Consider the following 23,382-nt stretch of genomic DNA (forward strand, 5'->3'; position numbering starts at 1 on the left):
CGGGCGTAGCGCGGTGGCCAGTGCCTTGCGATCCTTGTAGCTGGCGTACTCCAGACTGTTGCGGATCAGATGCACGATGCAGGTCTGAAAAGGGACTTTGCTAGAAGCCCATTGGCCCTATTGAAGGGGGCAGGTCACGTCGAACGTGATCAGCGAAATGTTTTCCTTCGCGCCACCGACCTTGACGCCGTATTGTTCGTGGCTCGTCTCGACGAATGCCGCGATGTCGCCGAATGCACGTGCCTTGAACTCAGACATTTCCGATTGGAGACGCTTCACCGAGCAGATCTTCGATCTGGTTGCTTTCGTCAATCGTCAGTTCGCGTTGTTTGTTCATGGAAGGACTCGAAACGGAATTCCATTCCCGATTGTGTTGCCGTTGTTGGGTATGGGGTGCGCCAGCGGCGCGCGCCGCTGGCGCGGCAACCGGATACGAAATAGCGCCGTACCGGCTCAGTGTCTGAGTGCCGGGATGGAAGGCTGTATGAATGTACAGTATAGTGTGCGTCGAAATTGACCGCGCCGGTGTTCCATTTCGGCGCGCACGCTATTCCTTCAGGCGTCTCGCGGCGTTCCGGCGCGGTGGACGCCGATCAACTCATTCAGACGGGCAGGCAAATTGTCAGCTAATAATCTGATTCGCATTCGTGGAGCGCGTCAGCACAACCTCAAGAATATCGATCTCGACCTGCGCACCGGCGAGATGACGGTTGTCACCGGCCCGTCGGGTTCGGGCAAATCGAGTCTGGTGTTCGATACCTTGTACGCGGAAGGTCAGCGGCGCTATGTCGAGACTTTTAGCGCGTATGCGCGACAGTTTCTCGACCGGATGGATCGGCCGCAGGTGGACCGTGTTGACGGCGTGCCGCCCGCGATTGCGATCGATCAGACCAATCCGGTGCGCAGCTCGCGTTCGACCGTCGGCACGATGACCGAACTCAACGATCACTTGAAGCTCCTTTACGCCCGCGCTGCCGAATTGTTCGACCGCAAGACCGCGCAGCCGGTGCGGCACGATACGCCGCAGACTATCTATGCGGACCTCGTCGCGCGCACGGCGGATCGGGACCCGCGGCTGGTGGTCACGTTTCCGGTCGAATTGCCGGAAACGGTGACTGCCGACGAAGTCGAGCAATGGCTGTCGGCAAGCGGCTATACGCGGGTGCAGGCGCAGCGTGAAGTTGCGTCGCCCACCGGCCCGCGCAAGGTGCTCGACGTGGTGGCCGATCGCTTCCGTCTGCATCAGGTGGACAAGGTGCGTGCCATCGAGGCGATCGAAGCGTCGCTGAAGCGCGGTGGCGGGCGGGTGAACGTCTATGTGCTCGCGCAGCCGTCTGACAATCCGGACGATGCGGTGCCTGTGCCCGAGGTGTGGCGCTTTTCCACCGGCCTCCATCATCCGGACAGCGACTTGCGCTATGCGGACCCGCAGCCGGCACTGTTCTCGTTCAACTCGGCCTACGGCGCGTGCGAAGCGTGCCGCGGCTTTGGCCGCGTGATCGGCGTCGATCTCGGTCTGGTAATTCCCGACGGGCGCAAAACGTTGCGCGGCGGCGCGATCAAGCCGATGCAGACGCCCGCCTGGAAGGAATGCCAGGACGATTTGATGCGCTATGCGGCGAAGGCGAACATCCGGCGCGATACGCCGTGGGCCGAGCTGACGCCTGCCGAGCGCGATTGGGTGATCAACGGGTCACCCGACTGGAGCGGCAAGTGGCAGAGCCAGTGGTATGGCGTCAAGCGCTTCTTCGGCTATCTCGAATCGAAAGCGTACAAGATGCATATCCGCGTGCTGCTGTCGAAATATCGCAGCTACACGCCATGCGAAGTATGCGGCGGCGCGCGCCTGAAGACAGAGTCGCTGCTCTGGCGGCTCGGCACGAAGGAGAACGCCGACGCGGTGCTCGCGGGCGCGAAGCGTTTCATGCCGCGCGGTGTCGACTGGACCCGCGCGCAACTCGAAGCGCTGCCGGGCCTGACGGTGCACGATCTGATGCTGTTGCCGATCGAGCGCATCCGCCGTTTCTTCGATGCCATCACCTTGCCGAGCACGCTGCTCGACGATGCGTTGAAGCTGCTGCTCGCCGAAGTGCGCACACGGCTGAAGTATTTGTGCGATGTGGGGCTGGGTTATTTGACGCTCGATAGGCAGAGCCGCACGCTGTCGGGCGGCGAGGTGCAGCGGATCAATCTGACGACGGCGCTCGGCACCTCGCTCACGAAGACGCTGTTCGTGCTTGACGAGCCGAGCATCGGGCTGCATCCGCGCGATCTGAACCGGATTGTCGAGGCGATGCAGCGCTTGCGCGATGCGGGCAATACGCTCGTCGTCGTTGAACATGACCCGTCGGTGATGCTCGCGGCCGACCGCTTGATCGACATGGGGCCGGGGCCGGGCGAGCGCGGCGGCACGATCGTCTACGACGGTGCGCCCAGCGCGATCCGCTCGGCCCGCACGCTGACGGGCGAGTATCTCGGCGGCCGCAAGCACGTGGCCGATACGTCAAGCTGGTTGCGCCGCGTGGTGGATGCGAACACGCCGCGCATCGTGCTCGAAGGCGCGAGCGAGCATAATCTGCGCGACGTCACGCTCGAGATTCCGTTGCAGCGCTTTGTTTGCGTGACGGGCGTGTCGGGTTCCGGCAAATCGACGCTGTTGCAGGACGTGCTCTATCCGGCGATGGCGCGGCATTTGGGCCGCGCGACCGAGTCGCCGGGCGCGTACCGCCGCTTGACGGGCGCGGAGCAGGTAAGCGATGCCGTGTTTGTCGATCAATCGCCGATCGGCAAGACCACGCGCTCGAACCCGGCAAGCTATGTCGGCGCGTTCGACGAGATTCGCAAGCTGTTCGCGAAGGCGCCGCTCGCGTTGCAGCGCGGCTATGGCGCCGGCACGTTCAGCTTCAACTCGGGCGGCGGCCGCTGCCCGACCTGCGGCGGCAGCGGCTTCGAGCACATCGAAATGCAGTTCCTGAGCGACGTCTATGTGCGTTGCCCGGACTGCGACGGCCGGCGCTACCGGGCCGAGATTCTCGAGGTGCGCATCGAGCGCGGCGGCCGCGCGCTCAGTATTGCCGACGTGCTCGATCTGACCGTCAGCGAGGCTGCGGTGTGCTTTGCCGCCGACGCGGAAGTATTGCGCGTGCTGCAACCGATCGTCGACGTCGGGCTCGAATACGTGAAGCTCGGCCAGCCGGTGCCGACTTTGTCGGGCGGCGAAGCGCAACGGTTGAAGCTCGCGGGCTTTCTCGCGGAATCCGCGAAGGCCGGAAGCGCCCGCGGTGCCGCGGTGAAGCAGGCGCGCGACGCCCGTCTGTTCATGTTCGACGAACCGACCACGGGGCTGCATTTCGACGATATCGCGAAGCTGATGCAGGCGTTCGGCAAGCTGCTTGCGCTGGGTCATTCGCTGATCGTGATCGAACACAATCTCGATGTGATCCGCGCGGCCGACTGGCTGATCGATCTCGGCCCGGAGGGCGGCGATGGCGGCGGCCTCGTGCTGTGCGCGGGCACGCCCGATGAAGTCAAAGCATGCGCTATCTCGCATACCGGCGCGGCGCTGTTGCAGTACGAGCGCGCGATCGGCGCTCAAGCGCAGTCCGCCGACGCGGGCGTGCCGCTGCAGGCTGCGTGGCGTGCGGCGCGTGCGCGGCGCGCGGTCGAAGGCGAGGACGTCGTGCGGATCGTCAACGCGCGCGAGCACAATCTGAAGGCGCTCGACGTCGATATTCCACACGGCAGGTTCAACGTGATCACCGGCGTATCTGGTTCGGGCAAATCGACGCTCGCATTCGACATTCTTTTTCATGAAGGCCAGCGCCGCTACCTCGAATCGTTGAACGCTTACGCGCGTTCGATCGTGCAGCCGGCGGGGCGTCCGGAAGTCGATGCGGTGTACGGCATTGCGCCGACCGTCGCGATCGAGCAGCGGCTGTCGCGCGGCGGCCGCAAGAGTACGGTCGCGACGACGTCCGAGGTGTGGCACTTCCTGCGGCTGTTGTATGTGAAGCTCGGCCTTCAGCACTGCGTTCATGACGGCACGCCGGTGACGTCGCAAAGCGTCGAATCGATCGCCGCGCAATTGTTGCGCGATCATCGCGGCGAGCATGTCGGGTTGCTCGCGCCGCTCGTCGTCAACCGCAAGGGCGTTTATACGGATCTCGCGAAGTGGGCGAAGGCGCGCGGCAACACGCATCTGCGCGTCGACGGCGAGTTCGTGAGCGTCGATTCCTGGCCGAAGCTCGATCGTTTCCGCGAGCATACGATCGAGTTGCCGGTGGCCGACCTCGTCGTGTCGCCGGATCGCGAGGATGAGCTGAGGCAGCGTTTGAACGAGACGCTCGAACTGGGCAAGGGCGTGATGCACTTGCTTGCGCCGCTCGACGGCCTGCAACAGGCGTTGGCTCATGGTCAGTCGAGTGCGCGGATCGGCACGCTCGAAGTGCTGTCGATCAAACGTGCGTGCCCGGTGTGCGGCACGAGCTATCCGGAGCTGGACCCGCGGATGTTCTCGTACAACAGCAAGCATGGCTGGTGTACGACCTGCGTGGGCACGGGCCTCGCACTCACGCGCGAGCAGCGCGCCGCCTATGACGACACGGTGTTTGCCGAGGACGGTCGAGGCCGCGAGCAGACGCTGCCTTCGGACGAGCAGGAACCGGAAGGCGTCGGCGACGAGCCGTGTCCGGATTGCGGCGGCACGCGTTTGAATCCGTTCGCGCGCGCGGTGACCTTCGATGGCCATCCGATCGTCGACGTCGCGCAATGGACCGTGTCGGATACGCGCCGCTGGATCAGCGGCTTGCAACTTACCGGCCGCGATGCGCAGATCGCACGCGATATCGTCAGCGAGATCGGCAGCCGTCTTGCGTTTCTCGAGGAAGTCGGGCTCGGCTATCTCAGCCTCGATCGCGCGGCGCCGAGCCTGTCTGGCGGCGAAGCGCAGCGCATCCGGCTCGCGGCGCAACTCGGCAGCAATCTGCAGGGGGTGTGCTACGTGCTCGACGAGCCGACGATCGGCCTGCATCCTCGCGACAACCAGATTCTGCTGAATGCGTTGCGCAAACTTGGCGACAAGGGCAATACGCTCGTCGTCGTCGAACATGACGAAGACACGATCCGCCGCGCGGATCACATCATCGATATTGGCCCGAGCGCCGGCAAGCGCGGCGGCAGACTGGTCGCGCAGGGCGGGGTGGCGGACTTGTCCGCGCAGCCCGAATCCGTGACGGGGCGCTTTCTCGCACAACCGATCGCGCACCCGCTGCAGCCGCGCCGCAACGTGAATCCGCCGGGTGCGAGGACCGGCGCGGCAGTGCCGCAGAATTGGCTGACGGTGCACGGCGGCAAACTGCATAACCTGCGCGACGTCACGGTCGACATTCCGCTGGCGAGGCTTGTTGCGGTGACGGGCGTGAGCGGGTCGGGCAAGTCGACGCTCGCGCGCGACGTGCTGATGACCAACCTGCTCGATGCGGTGGGCCGATCGGTGCTGTCGTCGCCGGCCACCCGCCGCGCGCGCAACGCCGCGCAGCGCGACACGCCGCGCGCGTCGCAGACGGCGGGGCGCCGCGCGAGCGTGCTGGCGCGCAGCGCGCCGAAGCCGTCGCTCAATGTCACGCATGTGTGGCAGGGCTGCGAGTCGATCAGCGGCTGGGAGGCCATCGACCGTGTGCTCGAAGTCGATCAGACACCGATCGGCAAAACGCCGCGCTCATGCCCGGCGACCTATATCGGCGTCTGGGACGCCATCCGCAGGTTGTTCGCGGATACGCTGGAGGCGCGCGCCCGCGGCTATACGGCGTCGCGCTTCTCGTTCAACACCGGAGAAGGACGGTGCCCGGCATGCGAAGGGCAAGGCGTGCGCACGATCGGCATGAGTTTCCTGCCCGACGTGAAGGTGCCGTGCGATGTGTGTCACGGGCAGCGCTTCGATCCGCAGACGCTGGCGGTCACGTGGCGCGGCAGGAACATCGGCGACGTGCTGACGATGGAGATTGACGAAGCGGTGGAGTTTTTCGCGGCGATTTCGAACATCGCGCATCCGTTGCAACTGATGAAGGACGTCGGCCTGGGCTACCTGACGCTCGGCCAACCTTCGCCGACCTTGTCCGGCGGCGAGGCGCAACGCATCAAGCTCGTCACCGAACTCAGCAAGGTGCGCGACGACATCACGCGGCGCGGCCAGAAGGCACCGCATACGCTTTACGTGCTCGACGAACCGACCGTGGGGCTACACATGGCGGACGTCGCGAAGCTGATTCGCGTGCTGCACCGGCTCGTGGATGCGGGACATAGTGTCGTCGTGATCGAGCATGACCTCGACGTGATCGCGGAAGCGGATTGGGTGATCGACCTCGGCCCGGAGGGCGGCGTCGGGGGCGGTGCAGTCGTGGCGGCGGCGCATCCGGAGGGGCTCGTGAAGGTGAGCGCGAGCCATACGGGGCGCGCGCTCAAGCCTGTGTTGGCGCGTGGCGGCGTGGACTGAGGCGAACGGGTGCGGCGGGAGGAGGCAGACTTCGGCTGAACGACGCGCTTTTGACGAGCACCCCAGTGCAGAGTTGGGCATTGGGGTGTGACGAGAAACTTGCGGGCCAGTGCCTGCATATCGTGCTTGCGTATCGTTGGTTTACCGGCGCGCGTTCAGCTTGTGCCTGCACGGCGAAACGTCCGTCGATTCGCTGACGCGAGACAGTGATCGGCATTGCTCAAACCGACAGGCCCGGACGTTTCGCGCGGTATTGCTGATACAGCATGCCGGCGATGAGCAGCGCGATCGGATACAGCATCCTGTAACTGAAGCCAGCGAGCAGGAAGGCGCACGATGCCGAGCCGAGCACCATCAGCGGCCAGCGGCTGGGGCCCGTCTCTATTTTCCAGAAGCAATAGAGGCATGCGACATAGAGCACGAGAAAATTCTGGTTGGCGATCAACACGAGATCCTCGATCTTGAGGTGGAAGATCGCCGATGCAAGCAGCACGGCCGCGAAGCAGCCGGCGAGCAGCAGGAGCGCATTACGCGGTATGCCGCGGCGGTCCAGTTTGCCGAATATGTCGGGCAGCAGGCCGTTGCGGCCCGCCGAATAGAACAGGCGGCTCGCGCCAAATACCCACGCGTTCGCGTTTGCCAGAATGATGACGAGTGTCGCGATCGAGAAAAGCTGCCGCCATTGAGCAGGCACGAGGTGAGCGATGCCTTGCGTGACATTGACGTTCGAGTCATGAATCGATGCGCCGTTCATCGTTGCGGCAAGCGCGAAGTAGAGCACGACGACGGTCACGAAGCTCAGGAAATAAACCTGCTTGATCGTTTTATTCGGATTCTTGAATTCCTCCAGGCCGAACGACATGTTTTCCCAGCCCAGATAGGCCCAGAAAATCAATACCGTCACTTTCCAGAGCGACGCCGGATGTATCGCGGTGAAATCGGGGGCTGTCCACAGCCGGCCTCCGGTAATCAGATCGGGCAGGCGCAGCGCGGCAAGGATAAGGACGGTCGCGACGATCAGCAGCAGCGATACCTTGTTGATCAGCGTGGTGGTCCGCACGCCGCTCAGATTGAATAGCACGGCGCTCAGCAGGAACAGCGCCGACACGACGAGAAGTCTTTCCGGTTCGATACCGAACGCGGTGAGCGCGTAACTGCCGCCGATCATCGCCAGTGCCGGTACGGAAAGCGGAAACGTGCCGCAAAGCACGGCCGTGACCCCATATTCGGCGCGTTGACCAAGTGCGGCCTCTACATAGCGTGAAATACCGGCGGCGGATGCGAAGCGCGCGCCCAGAACCGCGAAAATCCAGATCAAGGGTACGCACGCCAGTGTGCAGATCAACCATCCCCACGCCGCGGTTTGGGGGGAACTGATTTGAAGCGCAAGGCCGGGCAATCCGAACAGGCCGGAGCCGATTACCATGCCTACCGCGAGCGCGATACCGCTCGAGAGCGAAATTTGTCGGCGCAGTGTCGTCATCGAACAGCCCTCTCGAACGTTTGCGCCGTGGCCGGCGCTAGTTAAGATCTAGCACGATCCGCCCTCTTATTTGCCGTTGAAGAATATCATCAATTGCTTGATTCACCTTATCCAAAGGACGCACCTCGATTTGTGCCGATACAGATCCCGACGAAACGAATTCGAGTGCTTCTTTTAAATCCTGGCGACTGCCGATAATCGAGCCGCGTGTTGTCAATCCTTTCACAACGGTATCGAAGATCGACAGCGCAAAGCTGCCCGGAGGAATTCCCACCAATACGCACGTGCCGCCCCGGCGCAACATGCCGAGGCCCTGTTCGAAGGCTTTCGGCGACACGGCGGTAATGAGCGCGCCATGCACGCCGCCCGTCACGCGCGTCACCCGGCTGACGGGAAATTCGGTTTGCGCATTGACGACGATGTCTGCGCCGAGCTGAGTCGCAAGGCGCAGGCGGTCGTCGTCGATATCCAGCGCCACGACTTGAAGTCCTAATGCTTTCGCGTATTGAACGGCAAGATGTCCGATACCGCCGACACCGGAAATGGCGATCCATTCTCCTGGCTTGACGCCGGTTTCCTTGATTCCTTTATAAGTCGTCACACCGGCACACATGATCGGCGCCAGTTTGTACGGGTCGCCTTGCGGCAGCGGCACGGCGTAATTGCCCGAGACGACGCAGTATTCGGCGAATGTGCCGTTCAGAGAGTAGCCGGTATTTTTCTGCTTCAGGCAGAGCGTCTCGCGTTTGCTGGTGCAGAATTCGCAAATGCCGCAGGCGCTGTTCAGCCAGAAGACGCCGACTCGGTCGCCTTCGCGCAGATGCTTGACGTTTTCTCCGCACGCCGAAACAAAGCCGACGGCTTCGTGTCCTGGAATCAGCGGCAAGCGGGGTTTGAGCGGCCATTCCGCGCGAACGGCATGGATATCGGTGTGGCACACACCGCTTGCGGCCAGCCTGACGAGCACCTGATCCGGGGCGGGCGACGGAATCGGAACGTCGCAGATGGACAGAGGCTGATTGAATTGTTCGGCAACGGCGGCTCTCATCAGATGGCTCATGATGTCATGCTCGCGTTGTCCAATGCGCGAATGGGTCCGGCGGGCGTTGGCATCATGGGCGGCTGGCCGACGCGCAACGGCAGCGAATCCAGGATTTCCGCGATGCGCGCGACGAGCAATGCTTGCACCGGAAGCGAGAAAATATGGCCCCCCGGAAGCAGCGCGCGCTCGAAATGGCCGTCGGCCTGATCGATCCAGGATTCCCAGTCCTCACGATACATTTCGTGGTCCTCTTCGCCGAGGAATGCATAGAGCGGGCATGCAAGCCTGGGTTCGTCACGATAGTCGTAGATGTCCGATAGCTGGAGATCGGCGCGCATTGTCGGCAGAAATCGGTCTCGCCACTTGGGTTTATCCAGCAGGTCGGCCGATGTGCCCCCCATGTTTCGAAGGTGCGCAACCAGGTCGGCGTCGCAGAGCCGGTGAAGGAACGGATGACGAAGCGGCTTGTGCGGCGCGCGGCGTCCGGAGACGAATAGCGCCACCGGCTGCACGTTGCGATGGCGGCGCAGCGCGCGCGTGATCTCGAATGCGACAAGCGCGCCCATGCTGTGCCCATAGATCGCGAGGGGCCGATCAAGCAGGGGGTCGAGCTGCGGCAGCAGATGCGCGATCAACGGTTCGATCTCGGTGAAGGGAGGCGTCGCGTTATTGTCCTCTCGTCCCGGAAGCTGGGCTTTGACGAGATGTATGTCGGGACGCAGATATTGGGGCCAACCGTTAAATGACGATGCGCCGGCGCCCGCATGCGCAAAGCAAAGCAGGCGCACGCGCGCAATGCCCTCGGAGGGCGCGTGCCGTAGCGACGGCGATGATTCGCTCATGGCATCCGTCCCGAAAGAAATGAGCAACGCCATGCCCCGATGCCCGGTTCACGCATGGCGTTGCGGGCAAGCTCAAGCCAGCTTGAGACGGGCAGGCCCCCAGATTTCGCTGCCGGTCACCGTCCACGAATCGGTGATCGGGCGCAGCGTGAAGCGCAGCAGGTTGAGTTTTCCCATCCGAAAGCCGACGGAGCCCAGCTTGAAGAAACGCTCGAAAGTCCGCACCTGCTCTTCGCCAACCATGGCGACTGCCTTGTCGCGGTCCCGGCGCAGATTGGCGGCCCATGCGTCGTAGCTTCTCGCGTAATCGAGCCGATCGTTGCGCACGGTGACGATTTCGAACAGACCGTCGACGGCTTTGACGATTTCGTTCAGATACGGAAGATCGGAGTCCGGATAAATTTCCGTATTCATGAAGTCGCTCGCTTCTTCGCGTTTCATATTGCCGTATGCGATGGTTTGCAGTGACATTCGCCCGTTCGGTGTGAGCCAGCGGCGGCAGCGCTCGAAGAAATCACGGTAGACGCTCAGTTTTTCCGATTCGGTTTCCTCATGTTTGGCGAAGTGCTCGAATGCACCGATCGAGATGATCGAATCGTAGGGCTCGAGCGGTTCGTGAACCGCCCAGTTTTCGACGCGCACGCTTACTTTCGGCAATTCGAGCGAGCGAAGGTAATCGGCTTGCGCATCGCTTAGCGTCAGACCCACGACCCTTTCGATATGCGGCATGTTCGACAAGCGCCGAAGGATCGTGCCCCATCCGCATCCGACTTCGAGCACGGAGCGAGCCTCATGCGCGCCGGAGCTGACGAAGTGCCAATCGATCTTGCGATTCTGGGCCGTGTCGATATCCTCGTCGGGCCGGGAGAAAAGCGCGGCCGAATAGGTAAAAGTCGGGCCCAGCATCAGCCGCCAATAGTCGTTGCCGATGTCGTAATGGTGGCGGATGCCTTCGGGCGAGCCGCCATATTTTTCGCCTTCGCGATCGCGTAAGCTGATTGCATTCATGTCAGGCCACCTGTTTGGAGGAAAGGCGCGATGCCAGATGTTGGGAGAGCGAACGCAGCGTCGGGTATTCGAACAGCAACTCGGGGGCGAGTTCGACGTTCAGCGTCTCTTCCAGCTCCATGATCAGCGACACGGCGGTGGCGGAATCGAGCCCGAATCGATCGACCGCGACAGTCGGATCGATTTTCGATTTCGATAAATTGAGCGTGTTCGAGATGAAGTCGACACACCATGTTTCGATCGACGATGCATCGTTGAGTACGGGCGTTGTCATAGTTGAAGCCTCCGTGTCGATAGGACGGGTGAGGATGCGACTTTCGGATGAAGCGGCGCAGATCAGGTTTGAATCGCTTCGGCGGTTCGCTTTGCCATGCTTTCCGGCGTCGGCAGCTTGACGTCCCATGCGAGGCCGAGCGCCTTGAGCATCGCGATGAACCAGTACGCAATATCGGCGCGATACCAGGCAAGGCCGAACGATGCGGAGAACGGGAACGCATGGTGGTTGTTGTGCCAGCCTTCTCCCCAGGCGAGCAGACCCAGTACCCAGTTGTTGCGGCTGTTGTCGTTCGGATTTTCGCGTAACCGGTAGGGGCGCGCGCCTATGGTGTGCAGCACCGAATTGAGCGCCCACATCGAGTGGCCGACGACGAACATGCGCACGACGCCGCCCCACAGCAGGCCGGTGAGCGCGCCATACCAGCTTTGCGTGACGAGGCCGCCGATAACGGCCGGAATCGCCAGGCCCAACAGGATCCACCAACTGTAGAGCCGGCCGGTCTTGACGATTGCGCGGTCGCGCAGCAAATCGGGCGTGTAATGCGCGACATTCGGATATTCGTGCTTGATCATCCACGTGTAGTGCGCATGAATGAATCCGCGGATGCGCTGCATGACCGATGTGCCGTGCAGGTTCGGCGAATGCATATCGCCGTCGCGATCGGCGCGCTCGTGATGCCGGCGGTGCATCGCTACCCACGAAATCACGGCGCCTTGCCCGGCCATGCAACCGAAGATCGCCAAGGCGACGCGCACCGCGGTCACGGTCTTGTACGAACGGTGCGTGAAGAGCCGGTGATAGCCCGCGGAAATGCCGAGCCCGGTCAAAAGCCACATGACCATGAACAACGCGATATCGACCCAGCTAATCGGCCGATAAAAAGCGAGCACAATGGCCGCTATTGTGCCGAATAATGGAAGAACGTCGAACAAGATGAAATGCCGGCGTTGCAAGCGGTGGAGAAAGGGCGCGTCGATGGCCAGCCGGCGTCCGGGAACAGCATGTGATTCCTTGAAAGTCTCATCGATGACTAATGACATGACGTGCTCCAATCGACCATGAAATTCTCGACAAAAATTTTGGATGCCGAAATTTATCGAATGAGGCGACACATCTCGGTTCGAGCAGATTAGCGCGCGCTTGGGCTCGCAACAATTGAGTTTTGTGAGAGATCGGTTAATTCGAATGCAATGGAGTCGCGATTGAGCGCACGCGCTTCATCGAGCAGCCAGTGGATAAAGGTCTGGACTTGTATCCGATCGCGATCCTTGGGGCGAACCAGTGCATAGAATTTGCAATCGGGAATGAAGGGCCGTTCCGTCAAGCGGATCAGCTTTCCGTTTCTGATATATGGATCGATCAGGACATCGAAGCCGGGCGCGATGCCGAGCCCGTTCGTGGCGGCCTCGTAGACGAGCGAGAGATCGTGCAGAAAGAGTGTCGATTCGCGGGCGTCGTCATCGTGTTCGACAATGCCGAACGCTTCCGCCCAACTGGACCAAATGCCGTCCAGATGCCGGCAGCAAAGCAATTTCCCGGACAAAATGTCGATCGGGCTTCGCGCATGCAGATGCTTGTATGCATATTGCATGCTGCATACTGGGAACATCGCGACATTCATTAACGGCGTGGCTTCGAGCGAACTCCATTGGCCGTCGCCGAGCCGGATCGCAATGTCGAAATTGTCGCTGACAGCATCGAGTTCTTGCGTGGACGTTTCGAATTCCAAGCCGATGTTGCCGTGGCGCTCGGCAAACCGATGCAGCCTCGGAAATAGCCACGAAATCGCAAATGCCGGGCGCACGCTGATCCGGAGGCCGCTCTTGCGAGGGGCGACGCGCACGCCTTCGCAGGCCACGCGTATCGCCTCGATCGCAGGGGTCAGGCGCTGTGCATATTCGCGCCCGGCCTCGGTCAATTCGAGCGAGCGGTGTTCGCGCTGGAATAGCGAAATACCGAGTTCGACTTCGAGCGCTTGAATTCGTCTGCTGACGGCAGGCACGGTGATGTGCAGGACGGAGGCCGTCGTCGTGAAACTGAGCGACTGGGCAGCCACGACAAACGCTTCGATCGATTTGAAAGGGGGAAGGCGAGCCATGGCCGGATTCTCGCAATCTACTTCTTAAACGCATGCCAGTTATGGCGGTTTCCCGAAATTCGTCAGCAAACCTTAAGGATTGCGCCTCGCGACTGAGATCGGGGTTGGCTGTTACAGCGTAGCAAGTTACGGCATCAAAAAAAAGAAAAATGAATTTTGGCAGCGTTAATTGGCCATATTAAACTTTTGCTGAACCAGGACGCTCTTTCAGGAGCTTTGCTTGAGTGCGTGAGCAGCGGGGCGGTTTCGCATACCGTCCAGGATCACGTCCTGAAAATAGCGGCGCGTCTCCAGCGGCGCGGCCGTTACGCGGATCAGTCGATTCAAATGATCAACCGGTGGCCGTCTGACAAAGATGTCGTGGTTTTCGAGCCAGTTCGCGAAGTAAAGCGCATTTTCCGGCGTACCAAAATCGAAGGCGACAAAATTAGCCGATGAAGATAGTGCGGGAACGCCGAGTTGAGCCGCGATCGCATAATAATGTCGATTAGCTTGAATCGTCTCGGATACGACATGGTCGACGAACACCGCATCTCGATATGCAGCGAGCGCGGCTTCCTGCGATGCTTTGGCGACGCCGAAATGCAGCCGAATCGAATCGAGCGCTTGTATCAGTTCCGGGGCGCCGATCAAATAACCGACTCTTGCGCCCGCAAGTCCGTAAGCTTTGGAAAACGTGCGCAGGCGAACCAGATTGGGACGCTCGAGTGCGCGCGGCAGCAATTTTTCAATAGGAGCGAATTCGGCATAGGCTTCGTCGAGCACGAGCACGCAATCGCCGGGCATGTGATCAATCCAGCTCAGCAGTGCGTTCGCGTCGAAAAAGGAGCCAGTCGGATTGTCCGGATTGGCAAGATAAACGAGCTTGGGACGGTGACGCCAGGCGAGCGCTTGGATGCCGTCGAGATCGTTGACGTAATTCGGAAGATACGGTTGCCGGATCAGCCGGACGCCGAAGCCGGCGGCGTGGTAATCGAAGGTGGGATATGCGCCGAGCGAGGTGACGGCGCAGTCACCGGGTTCGATGCAGGCCCTGAATAGCAGTTCGAGCAGACTGTCGATTCCTTCGGCTACCGAAATATGGTCGATGCCGATTTGCCAGCTTTCGGCGATGCCGGTTCGCAGATCGTAGTGCGTGGGGTCGTTGTAGTAGCCGCATTCCGCGAAACTTTTCTCCCACGCCTGCTTGACGGAATCGCTAACACCGAACAGCGATTCGTTCGCACCAAGCCGGGCGCGGTACGGGCGGCCTCGTAGACGCTCGAGCGCCTTTGCACCTAAAAAGGGGGACCGGTTGTCGAGACTCGCGACGATTCGGTTGAGTGGTGGACGCATGATCTGTCTCGTGAAAGGACTTGCGTGAAGGTTGCTCGGCTTATCTCAATTCACAACGGTCCGCACTTCTTCGCCACGGTAAAAGCACTTCGCGGTCAGGGCGGATTTTCGCCGCATTTCCATCAACGATGCATCGGAGTAAAACGCCGAATGCGCACTCAACAGCACCTGCGTGCTGTCGCGTATCGCGGCGGGAACGGCGGGCTCGCCGGATAGCACGTCGAGCCCCGCGCGGAATTCGGCATGGGTCTGTAGATGCTCGATCAACTCTTCCTGGCGGATGACGTCTCCGCGCGACGTATTGATTAGAATGCCGTCGCGCGGCATCAGCGATAGTTGTTTTGCGCCGATCAGGCGGCGTGTCGCCGGGCTGCTTGGCGTATGCACGGAGATGATCTGGGAGCCGGAAAACAGCGTATCGAGATCGTCGACGCGTTCGACGCCGAGCGATTTTTCGACGCCGGGCGAGAGCCACGGATCATAGAAGGTGCAGATCATGCCGAATGCGCGTGCGCGCATCGACAACGCGGTTCCGATCCGGCCGAATCCGACCAGGCCCAGATGCAGCCCGCGCAGGCGCGGTACGGGGCCGATGTCGCGCCAGTCCCAAGCAACGCGGGCGGTCGCATTCGTCGTGCCGAGATTGCGAACGATGTAGAGCAGCATTGCCATCGCGTGATCGGCGACTTCCTCGGTGCCGTAATCGGGAACGTTGGCAACCGGTATATCGACGCTGCGCGCGAATGATACGTCGATATTGTCGTAGCCGACTGCCGCGCGCACGACGCCGCGGCAACGCTTCATACGGCTGAAGCTGCTGGCGCCAAGCGGCACCGGATGCCATGAGATGACGACGTCCGCCTCCTCGAGGCGGCCGTCTATTTCAGCCTCGTCGCGCACGCGGCAGAGTTCGACCGTATGTTCGCTGCCGAATACGTCGCGCTCGATATCCAGCCCTTCGAGATAGGTGGATTGCGGACCGTCGATGACCAATACGTTGCCCATGTCGCACTCCTAGCTTGGCGAAACCGCTTGGCACTACTGGAAAGCAGGGGCGCGGTTCAATGCGTGACGACGGTGTCGCGGATCAGTGCGGCCAGGATTCGGCGCTGACCTCGATAAGCGAGCCGGCCGTGCATCGCCAGAACGTTGTCGAGCAGCAGCAGGTCGGATGCCTGCCATTTCAGCGGCACTTCCATTGCCATCAGCGTTTCCCAGATGTGCTCGGAATCGTCGCGGGCGACGGCCGAACCGTCGCGATGAAAAACGTTGTCGAGCATCTCCGGATGATCGGCCATCGCCGTTCGTATCAGTTCGCAATGGTCGGTGCGGCCGTCGCGCTGCGCCCACTTCAGCGTGCAGTCCGGTGTATGGTAGTGCGCCTGATTGAACCACACGCGCTCGCCTGTCAACGGATGGGTTTTGAACGCGGGCAGCATTTCCTGCCAGAGCTGCAGGCAGCCGTTGGGCAACCAATGGATATCCCAGCCCTTGTCGTCGGCGATTCGCTCGACCTCCGAAGGATCATGTGTTCCGAAGACAGCCGGCCACGCCTTCGGAATGCCGGGGCGCAGGTGCAGCATGTCGGGCGTCGGCAGCGTGCGCCTTACCCGCAGGCCTTGCCGCTCGAACCGTTCCCTGATATCGGGCGATAGCCGCCGCGTGATCTCGCGTGCATCGGCTATCGTCGTTTCTCCGCCTTCGGTTGGAGGGATGTCGCAAAAGAACGCGACGCGATCGGGGGGGGTGGCCGTGTAGGCCATTTCCTGATGCAGTGCGAGCGTGTATTCGCGCGGCAGATCCGTGGCGGTCAGGATATTGCCAAGCACGGTATGCCGGGGCGCGGTTCCGCCGATGTAGTCCATCAGATGGGCAGCGAGCGCACCGAGCGCGCGGCTAAACGGCTCGGCGCCGTTGAGCGCGTCGAATCCGCGCAGCAGCACAGCGCCGTGTGCCGACAGATGCGCATCGATCAACGGACGATGCTCGGCGAGCCACGCAGCGACGCTGTCGATGTCCGCATCGCGTCCCGATGTGATCCGTATCGTCATCGGAAGCATTCCTTCATTGACGAACGTTTCTTCGAACCGAATCAAGTTGCGCCTCCGTTCGATAGAGGTGAGCGTGCCTTCGCCCAGTGATCCGAGCGCCGGGCAACGGGGCGTGTCAGCGTCTGCTGCTTTCGTAGTCCGATTGCAGAATGGACATGACGAGCGCATCCGGATGATGTCCATCTCTAAATGCGTTCCTGCGTTTCATGCCTTCCCGCACGAATCCGACGCTGTCATACAGACGGATGGCCGGTTCGTTGTCGGCATAGACGACCAGCTCGATCTTGTGCAAATCGAGATAGCGAAAGCCTAGCCATAGCGCGGCATTCAGCAGCTTGCGGCCGACACCTTTTCTCACGTGTTGGTCCGCGACGCCGATCGCCAGCATCGCGATATTGCGCCATCTTCCTTTGCCCCATTCCAGGTAGACGTAGCCGATCGCTTGGTCGTTCAGCGCCGCGATGATCCAGTGGCGGGTATCGCTCGGCTCGACGAGGCGTTGCACGTCGTACTCGCTGATATAGGGAAGCACGGTCAAACCGTGGATGAAATTGTTTCCCGACATGAATTCGACGAGGCTGGCGCTGTCATTTCGCCGGAGTCCGCGAAGCTGTATTTCGTCGCGCATAGGAGGCTCATCGAACGGGGAAAGATGCCGGGAGCTTCAGGTTAAGGGCTCGTTTTGAGATGAACAATTGCATTTTGAAATTTGACGATTGATTTTTTTTCAACGTTGATCGAGCCAACAGGCGTGCGCGAAAGACGCTTGCATGTCGAACAACGATGGCGCCGAAAAGATCAATTGTCGAACGGCGCTCGGCTGGATAGCCTTGGTAGGGCCGAGCGGTCGATTGTCGAACCGCGTGATCGAGCTATTCGATTCGATTTCCATCTCAGAAGGAGCCGTTCATGTCGACGCCTGCCAGCGACCTTCATTCTTCGGCCGAGCTTGCCGGCTCGGCCGCCTCTTACCGAAAAAGCGAGCAGGCGTTGGATGAGCCGGCGCCGGTGCGTCGCAAACGGGACCGCACGGCGATCAGCAGTCCATATCTGCATCGGTTGCAACGGCGGCATTTCCTGTTGTTCGATGTGTTGCCGTTCGTCGGAACTTTGTGTGCGTTTGGTCTGCTTTATTATCAACCGCTCACGGCGGTCGATGTCGGCCTGTTTTTTTTGATGTGGGCATTGACAGGTTTTGCGCTGACGGTCGGATTTCACCGCTTGTTTACGCATCGGGCATTCAAGACCAGCGCGCCCGTCAGAGTGATCTTCACGATTCTTGGTTGCATGGCCGCGCGCGGACCGATGATCTCGTGGACGGCGATGCATCGCCGCCACCACGAATTGGCCGATCACGAAGGCGACATGCATTCGCCGAACATGCATGGCACGACGTTGACCGGCCGCTTGCGCGGCTGGTGGCATGCGCATGTCGGCTGGATGATTCGACATGAATATCCGAATGTCGCTCATTACGTTCCCGATCTGCTCGCGGACAAACCTGTCGTTAAAGCCGACCGTATGTACCACTTATGGATTGTGGCAGGTCTTGCCGTACCCGCGTTGCTCGGCGGATGGCTGACGCACAGCTGGATTGGCGCGTTGACCGGATTTCTGTGGGGCGGCGTAGTCCGGATGTTCGTCGTCGAACAGTCGGTGTCGGCGCTGAATTCGCTATTGCATTTGTTCGGTTCGCGTCCGTTCAAGATGCAGGACAACCGCAGTCACAACAATCCGCTGCTCGCGATACTGACTTGGGGTGAAGGCTGGCATAACAATCATCATGCGTTTCCGGCGTCGGCGAGCTTCGGGCTGAAGTGGTACGAGATCGATTTCGGCTATTGGGTGGTGCTCGCGCTGGAGGCTTGCGGGTTCGTATGGGATGTACGGCGTATCGAGCCCGAACGGATCGAGGCACGCAAGGCGGTTTTGAATGCGCGCATGGCCGACGCTCTCGATCGGTGATGCGCGATGGCGGACGAACAACGATATGCATCGCTGGTCGATGTGCTGGCTCAAAAGGCGCGCGATCAGCCGGCCGACCGCGCGTATGTATTCGTCGACGATTCGGGGGCCGAACAACAGGCGCTGACGTTCGCGGAACTCGATGCATTAGCCGGAAAATTGGCGGTGCGGCTCGCGGGGGCCGCACCGTCGGGCGAAAGGGCGCTGCTGGCGTTTCCTCCTGGGCTCGAATTCATCGTCGCTTTTTTTGCGTGCTTGAAGGCGGGATTGATTGCCGTGCCGATCATGCCGCCCAAGCAGACGCGCATGCGCGACGCAACCCGAAGCATCGTGCTCGATTGCGCGCCGGCTCTGTGTCTCAGTACGGAAAAACTTGCCGCTTCGCTCACGCAAGTGCTGACGGATACGGCGGTCAGTCCTCCGGCGGTCATGACAATCGAGCTGGACGAGGTTCGTGCGGCGCAGAGGCCCGAGCCGTGTGCCATTTCATTCTTGCAGCCGATCACACGCGAATCGCTTGCCTTCCTGCAATATACGTCCGGCTCGACTTCGTCTCCCAAGGGCGTTCAGGTATCGCATGGCAATCTGCTGGCAAACCTGCAAATGATTCTCGAGACGTTTCGCAACGATCGTTACTCGACCTACGTAAGTTGGGTGCCGTTGTATCACGACATGGGGCTGATCCTCAACGTGTTGCAGGCCCTCTATGCGGGTGCGCTATGTGTGTTGCTCGCGCCCGTCGCATTCATGCAGCGGCCGCTGGCGTGGATTCGTGCGATCGATCGCTATCGGGCGCAGATCGCGGGCGCGCCCAACTTCGCGTTCGATCTTTGCGTCGAGCGCCTCAAGAAGGACGCGCTCGACGGCATCGATTTGTCATGCTGGCGCGTAGCGTTCAACGGAGCAGAGCCGGTGCGGGCGGATACGCTCGACAACTTTGCCAAAGCGTTCGAGCTATTCGGGTTCCGGCGTGAATCGCTGTATCCGTGTTACGGAATGGCCGAAGCGACGTTACTGATCAGCGGCGGGATGCCGGGGAGCGGTGCGGTCACCCGGCCCGTCAGTGCGGCCGCGCTCAGCGATGGACGCGTTCTGCCGCCGCGGAGCGCTGACGATACGAAGCGTCTGGTCGGATGCGGACGCGTGCTGCGGGCAGAGGAGATCGCGATCGTCGATCCGGTTGCTTTCACGCGCGTTGAGCAGAACCGCACGGGCGAGATATGGGTGAGAGGGCCGCACGTGAGCCGCGGTTACTGGAATCGGCCTGACGCGAACGTGCACACGTTCGATGCGCATATTCACGGCGAAGCGCGCGGAAGATGGTTGCGAACCGGGGACCTCGGTTGCGTCGACAGCGCCGGCGAACTTTACATCACGGGGCGACTGAAGGATCTCGTGATTATTCGCGGAGTGAATCACTATCCTCAGGATATCGAACTGACTGTCGAGCGCAGTCATCCCGCGCTTCGCACACATTGCAACGCGGCGTTTTCGGTCATGCTCGATCAGCAGGAGGTGTTGGTCGTCGTTCAGGAAGTTGAACGGACTTGGCGCAACAATCTCGACTTCGACGAGCTGATCGGCGATATCCGGCAGGCGCTGGTTCAGCAGCACGAACTGTTCGCACACGATATCGCGTTGATTCGTCCCGGCACGATCCCCAAGACCACGAGCGGTAAGATACGACGCGCGCTGACGAAAGAACTATGGTTGAGCGGCGCGCTGGAGCGGGTCAACGGCACGCTGACGAACTCTCAGATTGACGATTAGAATAGGCGCGACCGGCTGGTTGCGCCTGCCATGGCCGCTGCGCCTCGACAGCCCGGATTCGGGAGAAAATCTTGGCCGAGCCTACGATGCCGTGCATTGCGGCGCGCGAGCGCGCACGCTGGCGAATTGCTGCATGGGTGCTGTTCGCCGTCGCGTATGCGATTGCCTTCGGGCAGCGCGTATCGCCGCAGACGCTCGTGGACGTGCTGCGGCGCGATTTCGCGACGGACGGCACCGGCATCGGCCTGCTGGCATCGGGCTATTTCTACGGATATATGGCGATGCAGGTGCCGACCGGCATCCTCGTCGATACCCTTGGCGTGCGGCGAGTGATGCTGATCAGCCTCGCCGTATCGGCTGCAAGCACGCTGCTGTTTTCGCAGGCGCCGACGCTGGGTGTCGCGTTCGCCGCGCGTCTGTGCGTTGCTTGCGGCGACGCGATCGTATTTGCCGCGCTGATCAAGTTCGTCGCGCAGCAGTTTCCCGAGCGGCGTTTTGGTTTCGTATCGGGCGTGTCCCAGGTATCAGGCTATCTCGGCGGCATCGCTGCCACCATGCCGCTCGCCGCCGGCGTCGCTCACTGGGGATGGCGGCCGATCTACACGGCACTTGCCGGCTTGATCGTCGTTGATGCGCTGCTGATCGCACTCGTTGCGCCCGATGCGCGCAGCGCGCGCGGGGGCGTATCCCGCGCCGGTGCGTTGAGCATGGAGATTCGCGATGGCATCCGGATCTCGCTCGCCGAGATGGGCGCGTTTCTGCGCACGCGCGCTGCTTGGGGCAGCGCGACGAGTTTCGTCGGCTATTTCGTCGCGGCGATGAGCCTGTCCGGTGTCTGGGGCATGCTGATCCTGTCCGACGGGTTCGGCATGGCCAAGCGCGATGCGGCATCGGCGATGTCGCTCGTGCTGGTGGCAACGGTAATGGGTTCCGTGGTGGGCGGCTTTCTCGTCGATCGATACGCGCGCCGGCTGCGACGCGCTTTGTCGATCAGCAGCTTGGTGCGGGCGCTGTGTCTGTTGCCGCTGGCCCCGTCGATTGGGCAGGCGGCCGGCATGGCGACCGTGATCGCGGGTCTCGTCGGTTTCGGCTTCGTCGGCGGCGCGACACTGCCGCAGATTTTCATGAGCTTGAAACGCATCTACACGAGCCAGCACATCGGCATCGGCACAGCCATCAACAGTACGTTTGCCGGTGTGGTCGCGGCATCGATCCAGCCGCTCATCGGCGCGATTTTCGATTGGTCGTCGGCGCAAGCGGCCCAGCGCTCGGCGGCGGGATATGATTGGATCGTGCTGACGCTGGTGGCGACGTCGCTGCCTGGAATCGTCGCGCCGTATTGGATGGACAAGCGGCGCGTGGATGTTTAGAGTGAATCGGCTGTCGGCGCGCGCCGAATGTGCTGGCGTGTCAGGCTGGCCGGCTGCTTGAATGGATTTTTCGTCGCGCCAATGTAGGTTTCGAACGGATCCGCCGAATGGTGCGAACGGCGCATGCCGGCGAATCGATCATCGTGCATTCGACATCAGCAAATCGGAGTGACCAATGATGAAGCCGGTCGTATTCATCGATGGCGAGGCGGGCACCACGGGCATTCAGATTCGCGATCGCCTCGCCGGCCGTGACGATATCGCGTTATTGTCACTGCCGGATGCCGAGCGCAAGCGCGTCGAACGGCGTGCCGATGCGCTGAATGCATGCGACGTCGCGATTCTATGTCTGCCGGACGATGCGGCGCGCGAAGCCGTTTCGTTGATTCGTAATCCTGCCGTTCGAGTGATCGACGCAAGCACCGCACACCGGACGCATCCGGACTGGGTGTACGGGTTTGCCGAACTGACGGCCGGACATGCGGGCAGGATCGCCGCAAGCCGGCGCGTCTCCAATCCGGGATGCTACGCGACAGGAGCGATCGCGGTGTTGCGCCCGCTTGTCGAGCGAGGACTGGTAAGTGCCGATTTTCCGGCGTTGATCCATGCAGTATCAGGCTATTCCGGCGCCGGCGTAAAAATGATCGATGCATATGAGAATCCCGTGAACCCCGGTTACATCGACACGCCGGTGAGAGGGTACGGATTTGCATTGAAGCACAAGCACGTGCCCGAGATTCAATTGCACTCGGGATTATCGGCGCGACCGATTTTCCTGCCGATGATCGGCCGCTATCGGCAGGGCATCCTGCTGTCGGTCGGGCTGCATTTTTCCGCGATGGCGGCCGGTATGAGCGGCGAGCGCGTGCATGCGGAGCTGACAAAGCATTACGCGCGTGCGCCGCATGTTGCGCTCGCACCGCTGCATCGCGATGCGAGCTTCGATTCGCTCGAGCCGGAATCGCTGAACGGCACCGACGATCTGCATATTCATATATTCGCGAACGATGCTGCCGGGCAATGCGTGATCGCCGCGGTGTTCGACAACCTCGGGAAAGGCGCATCCGGCGCCGCGGTTCAGAATCTCGACTTGATGCTGACGGGTGCAGTGTATAGCGAGCGGTAGATTCGCGTTGGCGCGAGATTTTATTCGACGCGCCCTTTGCTTGCGGAGACGGGAGGCGGATTGACGCCGTTCTCGCCGCGAGGCCGGCCGTGCAATGCCAAATCCAGCATCGATACGCATGCGCCGTGGGCCGGTAAACGAACTGCCATCAATTGACGCAGCCGTGGCCGTGATGAGCGCTGCGTTGTTCACGCGCGTCGTTCCGGTCGCATAAACGGCGATACTGGTAACGGGCAATAGACACGTTATCCCGCTGGCCGGGAATCAATACGCATCGTCGAGCGCCATGGGCGTGACCGTGGGCGCTATCGTTTTACATACAGATACGACCTTGAGGCGAACCAGCGTCGGCCGGAATGTGCAAGCTATATGAAAGTGATTTGCGATCGTATAGAAAGTTAAATCACCTTGTCGCAACGCCTTATGCTGCCAACGCGCCTCATCGAGACGGGTGCCGGCCAATTGGCGGATTGCTAATAAAAAAGCCGACTGCGATCACGAATGATTTAATCCGAACCCCATAAA

General features: G+C 61.2%; 17 protein-coding genes and 1 pseudogene. 5 read left to right on the forward strand and 13 right to left on the reverse strand.

Annotated features, from left to right (window positions below; translation table 11 throughout):
• Positions 1–87 (reverse strand): annotated as a pseudogene (locus BSIN_RS25240) (transposase); the annotation flags it as partial.
• A gap of 30 nt (positions 88–117) precedes the next feature.
• Complete coding sequence (locus BSIN_RS26450; protein ID WP_256583702.1) at positions 118–312, reverse strand: DUF3164 family protein; 195 nt, start codon at positions 310–312, stop codon at positions 118–120.
• A 307-nt stretch (positions 313–619) separates the two neighbouring features.
• Between BSIN_RS26450 and uvrA the strand changes: the two genes are divergently transcribed.
• Positions 620–6,490 (forward strand): excinuclease ABC subunit UvrA, encoded by a 5,871-nt coding sequence (gene uvrA, locus BSIN_RS08525; protein WP_089340161.1) that lies wholly within the window; start codon positions 620–622, stop codon positions 6,488–6,490.
• Positions 6,491–6,710: 220 nt separating this feature from the next.
• Here the strand turns inward: uvrA and BSIN_RS08530 are convergent, their stop codons facing one another.
• The 11 genes from BSIN_RS08530 to BSIN_RS08580 all read right to left on the reverse strand — a co-directional run bounded on the left by BSIN_RS08530 (position 6,711) and on the right by BSIN_RS08580 (position 17,254).
• Complete coding sequence (locus tag BSIN_RS08530; RefSeq protein ID WP_089340162.1) at positions 6,711–7,973, reverse strand: APC family permease; 1,263 nt, start codon at positions 7,971–7,973, stop codon at positions 6,711–6,713.
• 37 nt (positions 7,974–8,010) lie between these two features.
• On the reverse strand, positions 8,011–9,033 hold the full coding sequence (locus BSIN_RS08535; protein WP_089340163.1) for a zinc-dependent alcohol dehydrogenase: 1,023 nt from the start codon (positions 9,031–9,033) through the stop codon (positions 8,011–8,013).
• Positions 9,030–9,890, reverse strand: coding sequence for a thioesterase II family protein (locus tag BSIN_RS08540; RefSeq protein ID WP_059570158.1), 861 nt, complete (start codon positions 9,888–9,890; stop codon positions 9,030–9,032). The genes BSIN_RS08535 and BSIN_RS08540 overlap by 4 nt, the downstream gene beginning before the upstream one ends.
• Positions 9,891–9,929: 39 nt before the next feature.
• On the reverse strand, positions 9,930–10,865 hold the full coding sequence (locus BSIN_RS08545; RefSeq protein ID WP_089340164.1) for an SAM-dependent methyltransferase: 936 nt from the start codon (positions 10,863–10,865) through the stop codon (positions 9,930–9,932).
• A gap of 1 nt (position 10,866) precedes the next feature.
• Complete coding sequence (locus BSIN_RS08550) at positions 10,867–11,139, reverse strand: acyl carrier protein (RefSeq protein WP_059513762.1); 273 nt, start codon at positions 11,137–11,139, stop codon at positions 10,867–10,869.
• A gap of 62 nt (positions 11,140–11,201) precedes the next feature.
• On the reverse strand, positions 11,202–11,984 hold the full coding sequence (locus BSIN_RS08555; RefSeq protein WP_218192404.1) for an acyl-CoA desaturase: 783 nt from the start codon (positions 11,982–11,984) through the stop codon (positions 11,202–11,204).
• A 287-nt stretch (positions 11,985–12,271) separates the two neighbouring features.
• On the reverse strand, positions 12,272–13,240 hold the full coding sequence (locus BSIN_RS08560) for a LysR substrate-binding domain-containing protein (protein WP_089340166.1): 969 nt from the start codon (positions 13,238–13,240) through the stop codon (positions 12,272–12,274).
• A 207-nt stretch (positions 13,241–13,447) separates the two neighbouring features.
• Positions 13,448–14,575, reverse strand: a complete 1,128-nt coding sequence (locus BSIN_RS08565; protein ID WP_089340167.1) for an aminotransferase class I/II-fold pyridoxal phosphate-dependent enzyme — start codon at positions 14,573–14,575, stop codon at positions 13,448–13,450.
• Between the two features lie 45 nt (positions 14,576–14,620).
• A complete protein-coding gene (locus BSIN_RS08570) occupies positions 14,621–15,580 on the reverse strand; it encodes a C-terminal binding protein (protein ID WP_089340168.1) in 960 nt (319 codons plus the stop codon).
• A gap of 56 nt (positions 15,581–15,636) precedes the next feature.
• Entirely contained in the window at positions 15,637–16,626 is a 990-nt protein-coding gene (locus tag BSIN_RS08575; RefSeq protein WP_159935901.1) for a TauD/TfdA family dioxygenase, read from the reverse strand.
• A 115-nt stretch (positions 16,627–16,741) separates the two neighbouring features.
• On the reverse strand, positions 16,742–17,254 hold the full coding sequence (locus tag BSIN_RS08580) for a GNAT family N-acetyltransferase (protein WP_089340170.1): 513 nt from the start codon (positions 17,252–17,254) through the stop codon (positions 16,742–16,744).
• 281 nt (positions 17,255–17,535) lie between these two features.
• On the opposite strand from BSIN_RS08580, the gene BSIN_RS08585 reads away from it, so the two are divergent.
• From BSIN_RS08585 to argC, 4 genes are all read left to right on the forward strand, one after another.
• Positions 17,536–18,591 (forward strand): acyl-CoA desaturase, encoded by a 1,056-nt coding sequence (locus BSIN_RS08585; RefSeq protein ID WP_218192405.1) that lies wholly within the window; start codon positions 17,536–17,538, stop codon positions 18,589–18,591.
• 6 nt (positions 18,592–18,597) lie between these two features.
• On the forward strand, positions 18,598–20,361 hold the full coding sequence (locus BSIN_RS08590; protein ID WP_089340171.1) for a fatty acyl-AMP ligase: 1,764 nt from the start codon (positions 18,598–18,600) through the stop codon (positions 20,359–20,361).
• A gap of 71 nt (positions 20,362–20,432) precedes the next feature.
• Complete coding sequence (locus BSIN_RS08595) at positions 20,433–21,731, forward strand: MFS transporter (RefSeq protein ID WP_143757384.1); 1,299 nt, start codon at positions 20,433–20,435, stop codon at positions 21,729–21,731.
• A 175-nt stretch (positions 21,732–21,906) separates the two neighbouring features.
• Complete coding sequence (gene argC, locus BSIN_RS08600; RefSeq protein WP_059513718.1) at positions 21,907–22,857, forward strand: N-acetyl-gamma-glutamyl-phosphate reductase; 951 nt, start codon at positions 21,907–21,909, stop codon at positions 22,855–22,857.
• Positions 22,858–23,382 lie beyond the last annotated feature (525 nt).

The organism is Burkholderia singularis (assembly GCF_900176645.1).
GTDB classification, from domain to species: Bacteria; Pseudomonadota; Gammaproteobacteria; order Burkholderiales; family Burkholderiaceae; genus Burkholderia; species Burkholderia singularis.

Excerpts from the sequence above, each read along its gene's own strand:
- BSIN_RS08530 (WP_089340162.1), bottom strand. The coding sequence starts at position 7,973 with ATGACGACACTGCGCCGACAAATTTCGCTCTCGAGCGGTATCGCGCTC.
- BSIN_RS08540 (WP_059570158.1), bottom strand. The coding sequence starts at position 9,890 with ATGGCGTTGCTCATTTCTTTCGGGACGGATGCCATGAGCGAATCATCG.
- argC (WP_059513718.1), top strand. The coding sequence starts at position 21,907 with ATGATGAAGCCGGTCGTATTCATCGATGGCGAGGCGGGCACCACGGGC.
- BSIN_RS08535 (WP_089340163.1), bottom strand. The coding sequence starts at position 9,033 with ATGAGCCATCTGATGAGAGCCGCCGTTGCCGAACAATTCAATCAGCCT.
- BSIN_RS08590 (WP_089340171.1), top strand. The coding sequence starts at position 18,598 with ATGGCGGACGAACAACGATATGCATCGCTGGTCGATGTGCTGGCTCAA.
- BSIN_RS08585 (WP_218192405.1), top strand. The coding sequence starts at position 17,536 with ATGTCGACGCCTGCCAGCGACCTTCATTCTTCGGCCGAGCTTGCCGGC.
- BSIN_RS08545 (WP_089340164.1), bottom strand. The coding sequence starts at position 10,865 with ATGAATGCAATCAGCTTACGCGATCGCGAAGGCGAAAAATATGGCGGC.
- BSIN_RS08550 (WP_059513762.1), bottom strand. The coding sequence starts at position 11,139 with ATGACAACGCCCGTACTCAACGATGCATCGTCGATCGAAACATGGTGT.
- BSIN_RS08580 (WP_089340170.1), bottom strand. The coding sequence starts at position 17,254 with ATGCGCGACGAAATACAGCTTCGCGGACTCCGGCGAAATGACAGCGCC.
- BSIN_RS08555 (WP_218192404.1), bottom strand. The coding sequence starts at position 11,984 with ATGGTCATGTGGCTTTTGACCGGGCTCGGCATTTCCGCGGGCTATCAC.
- BSIN_RS08560 (WP_089340166.1), bottom strand. The coding sequence starts at position 13,240 with ATGGCTCGCCTTCCCCCTTTCAAATCGATCGAAGCGTTTGTCGTGGCT.
- BSIN_RS08570 (WP_089340168.1), bottom strand. The coding sequence starts at position 15,580 with ATGGGCAACGTATTGGTCATCGACGGTCCGCAATCCACCTATCTCGAA.
- BSIN_RS08565 (WP_089340167.1), bottom strand. The coding sequence starts at position 14,575 with ATGCGTCCACCACTCAACCGAATCGTCGCGAGTCTCGACAACCGGTCC.
- BSIN_RS08575 (WP_159935901.1), bottom strand. The coding sequence starts at position 16,626 with ATGACGATACGGATCACATCGGGACGCGATGCGGACATCGACAGCGTC.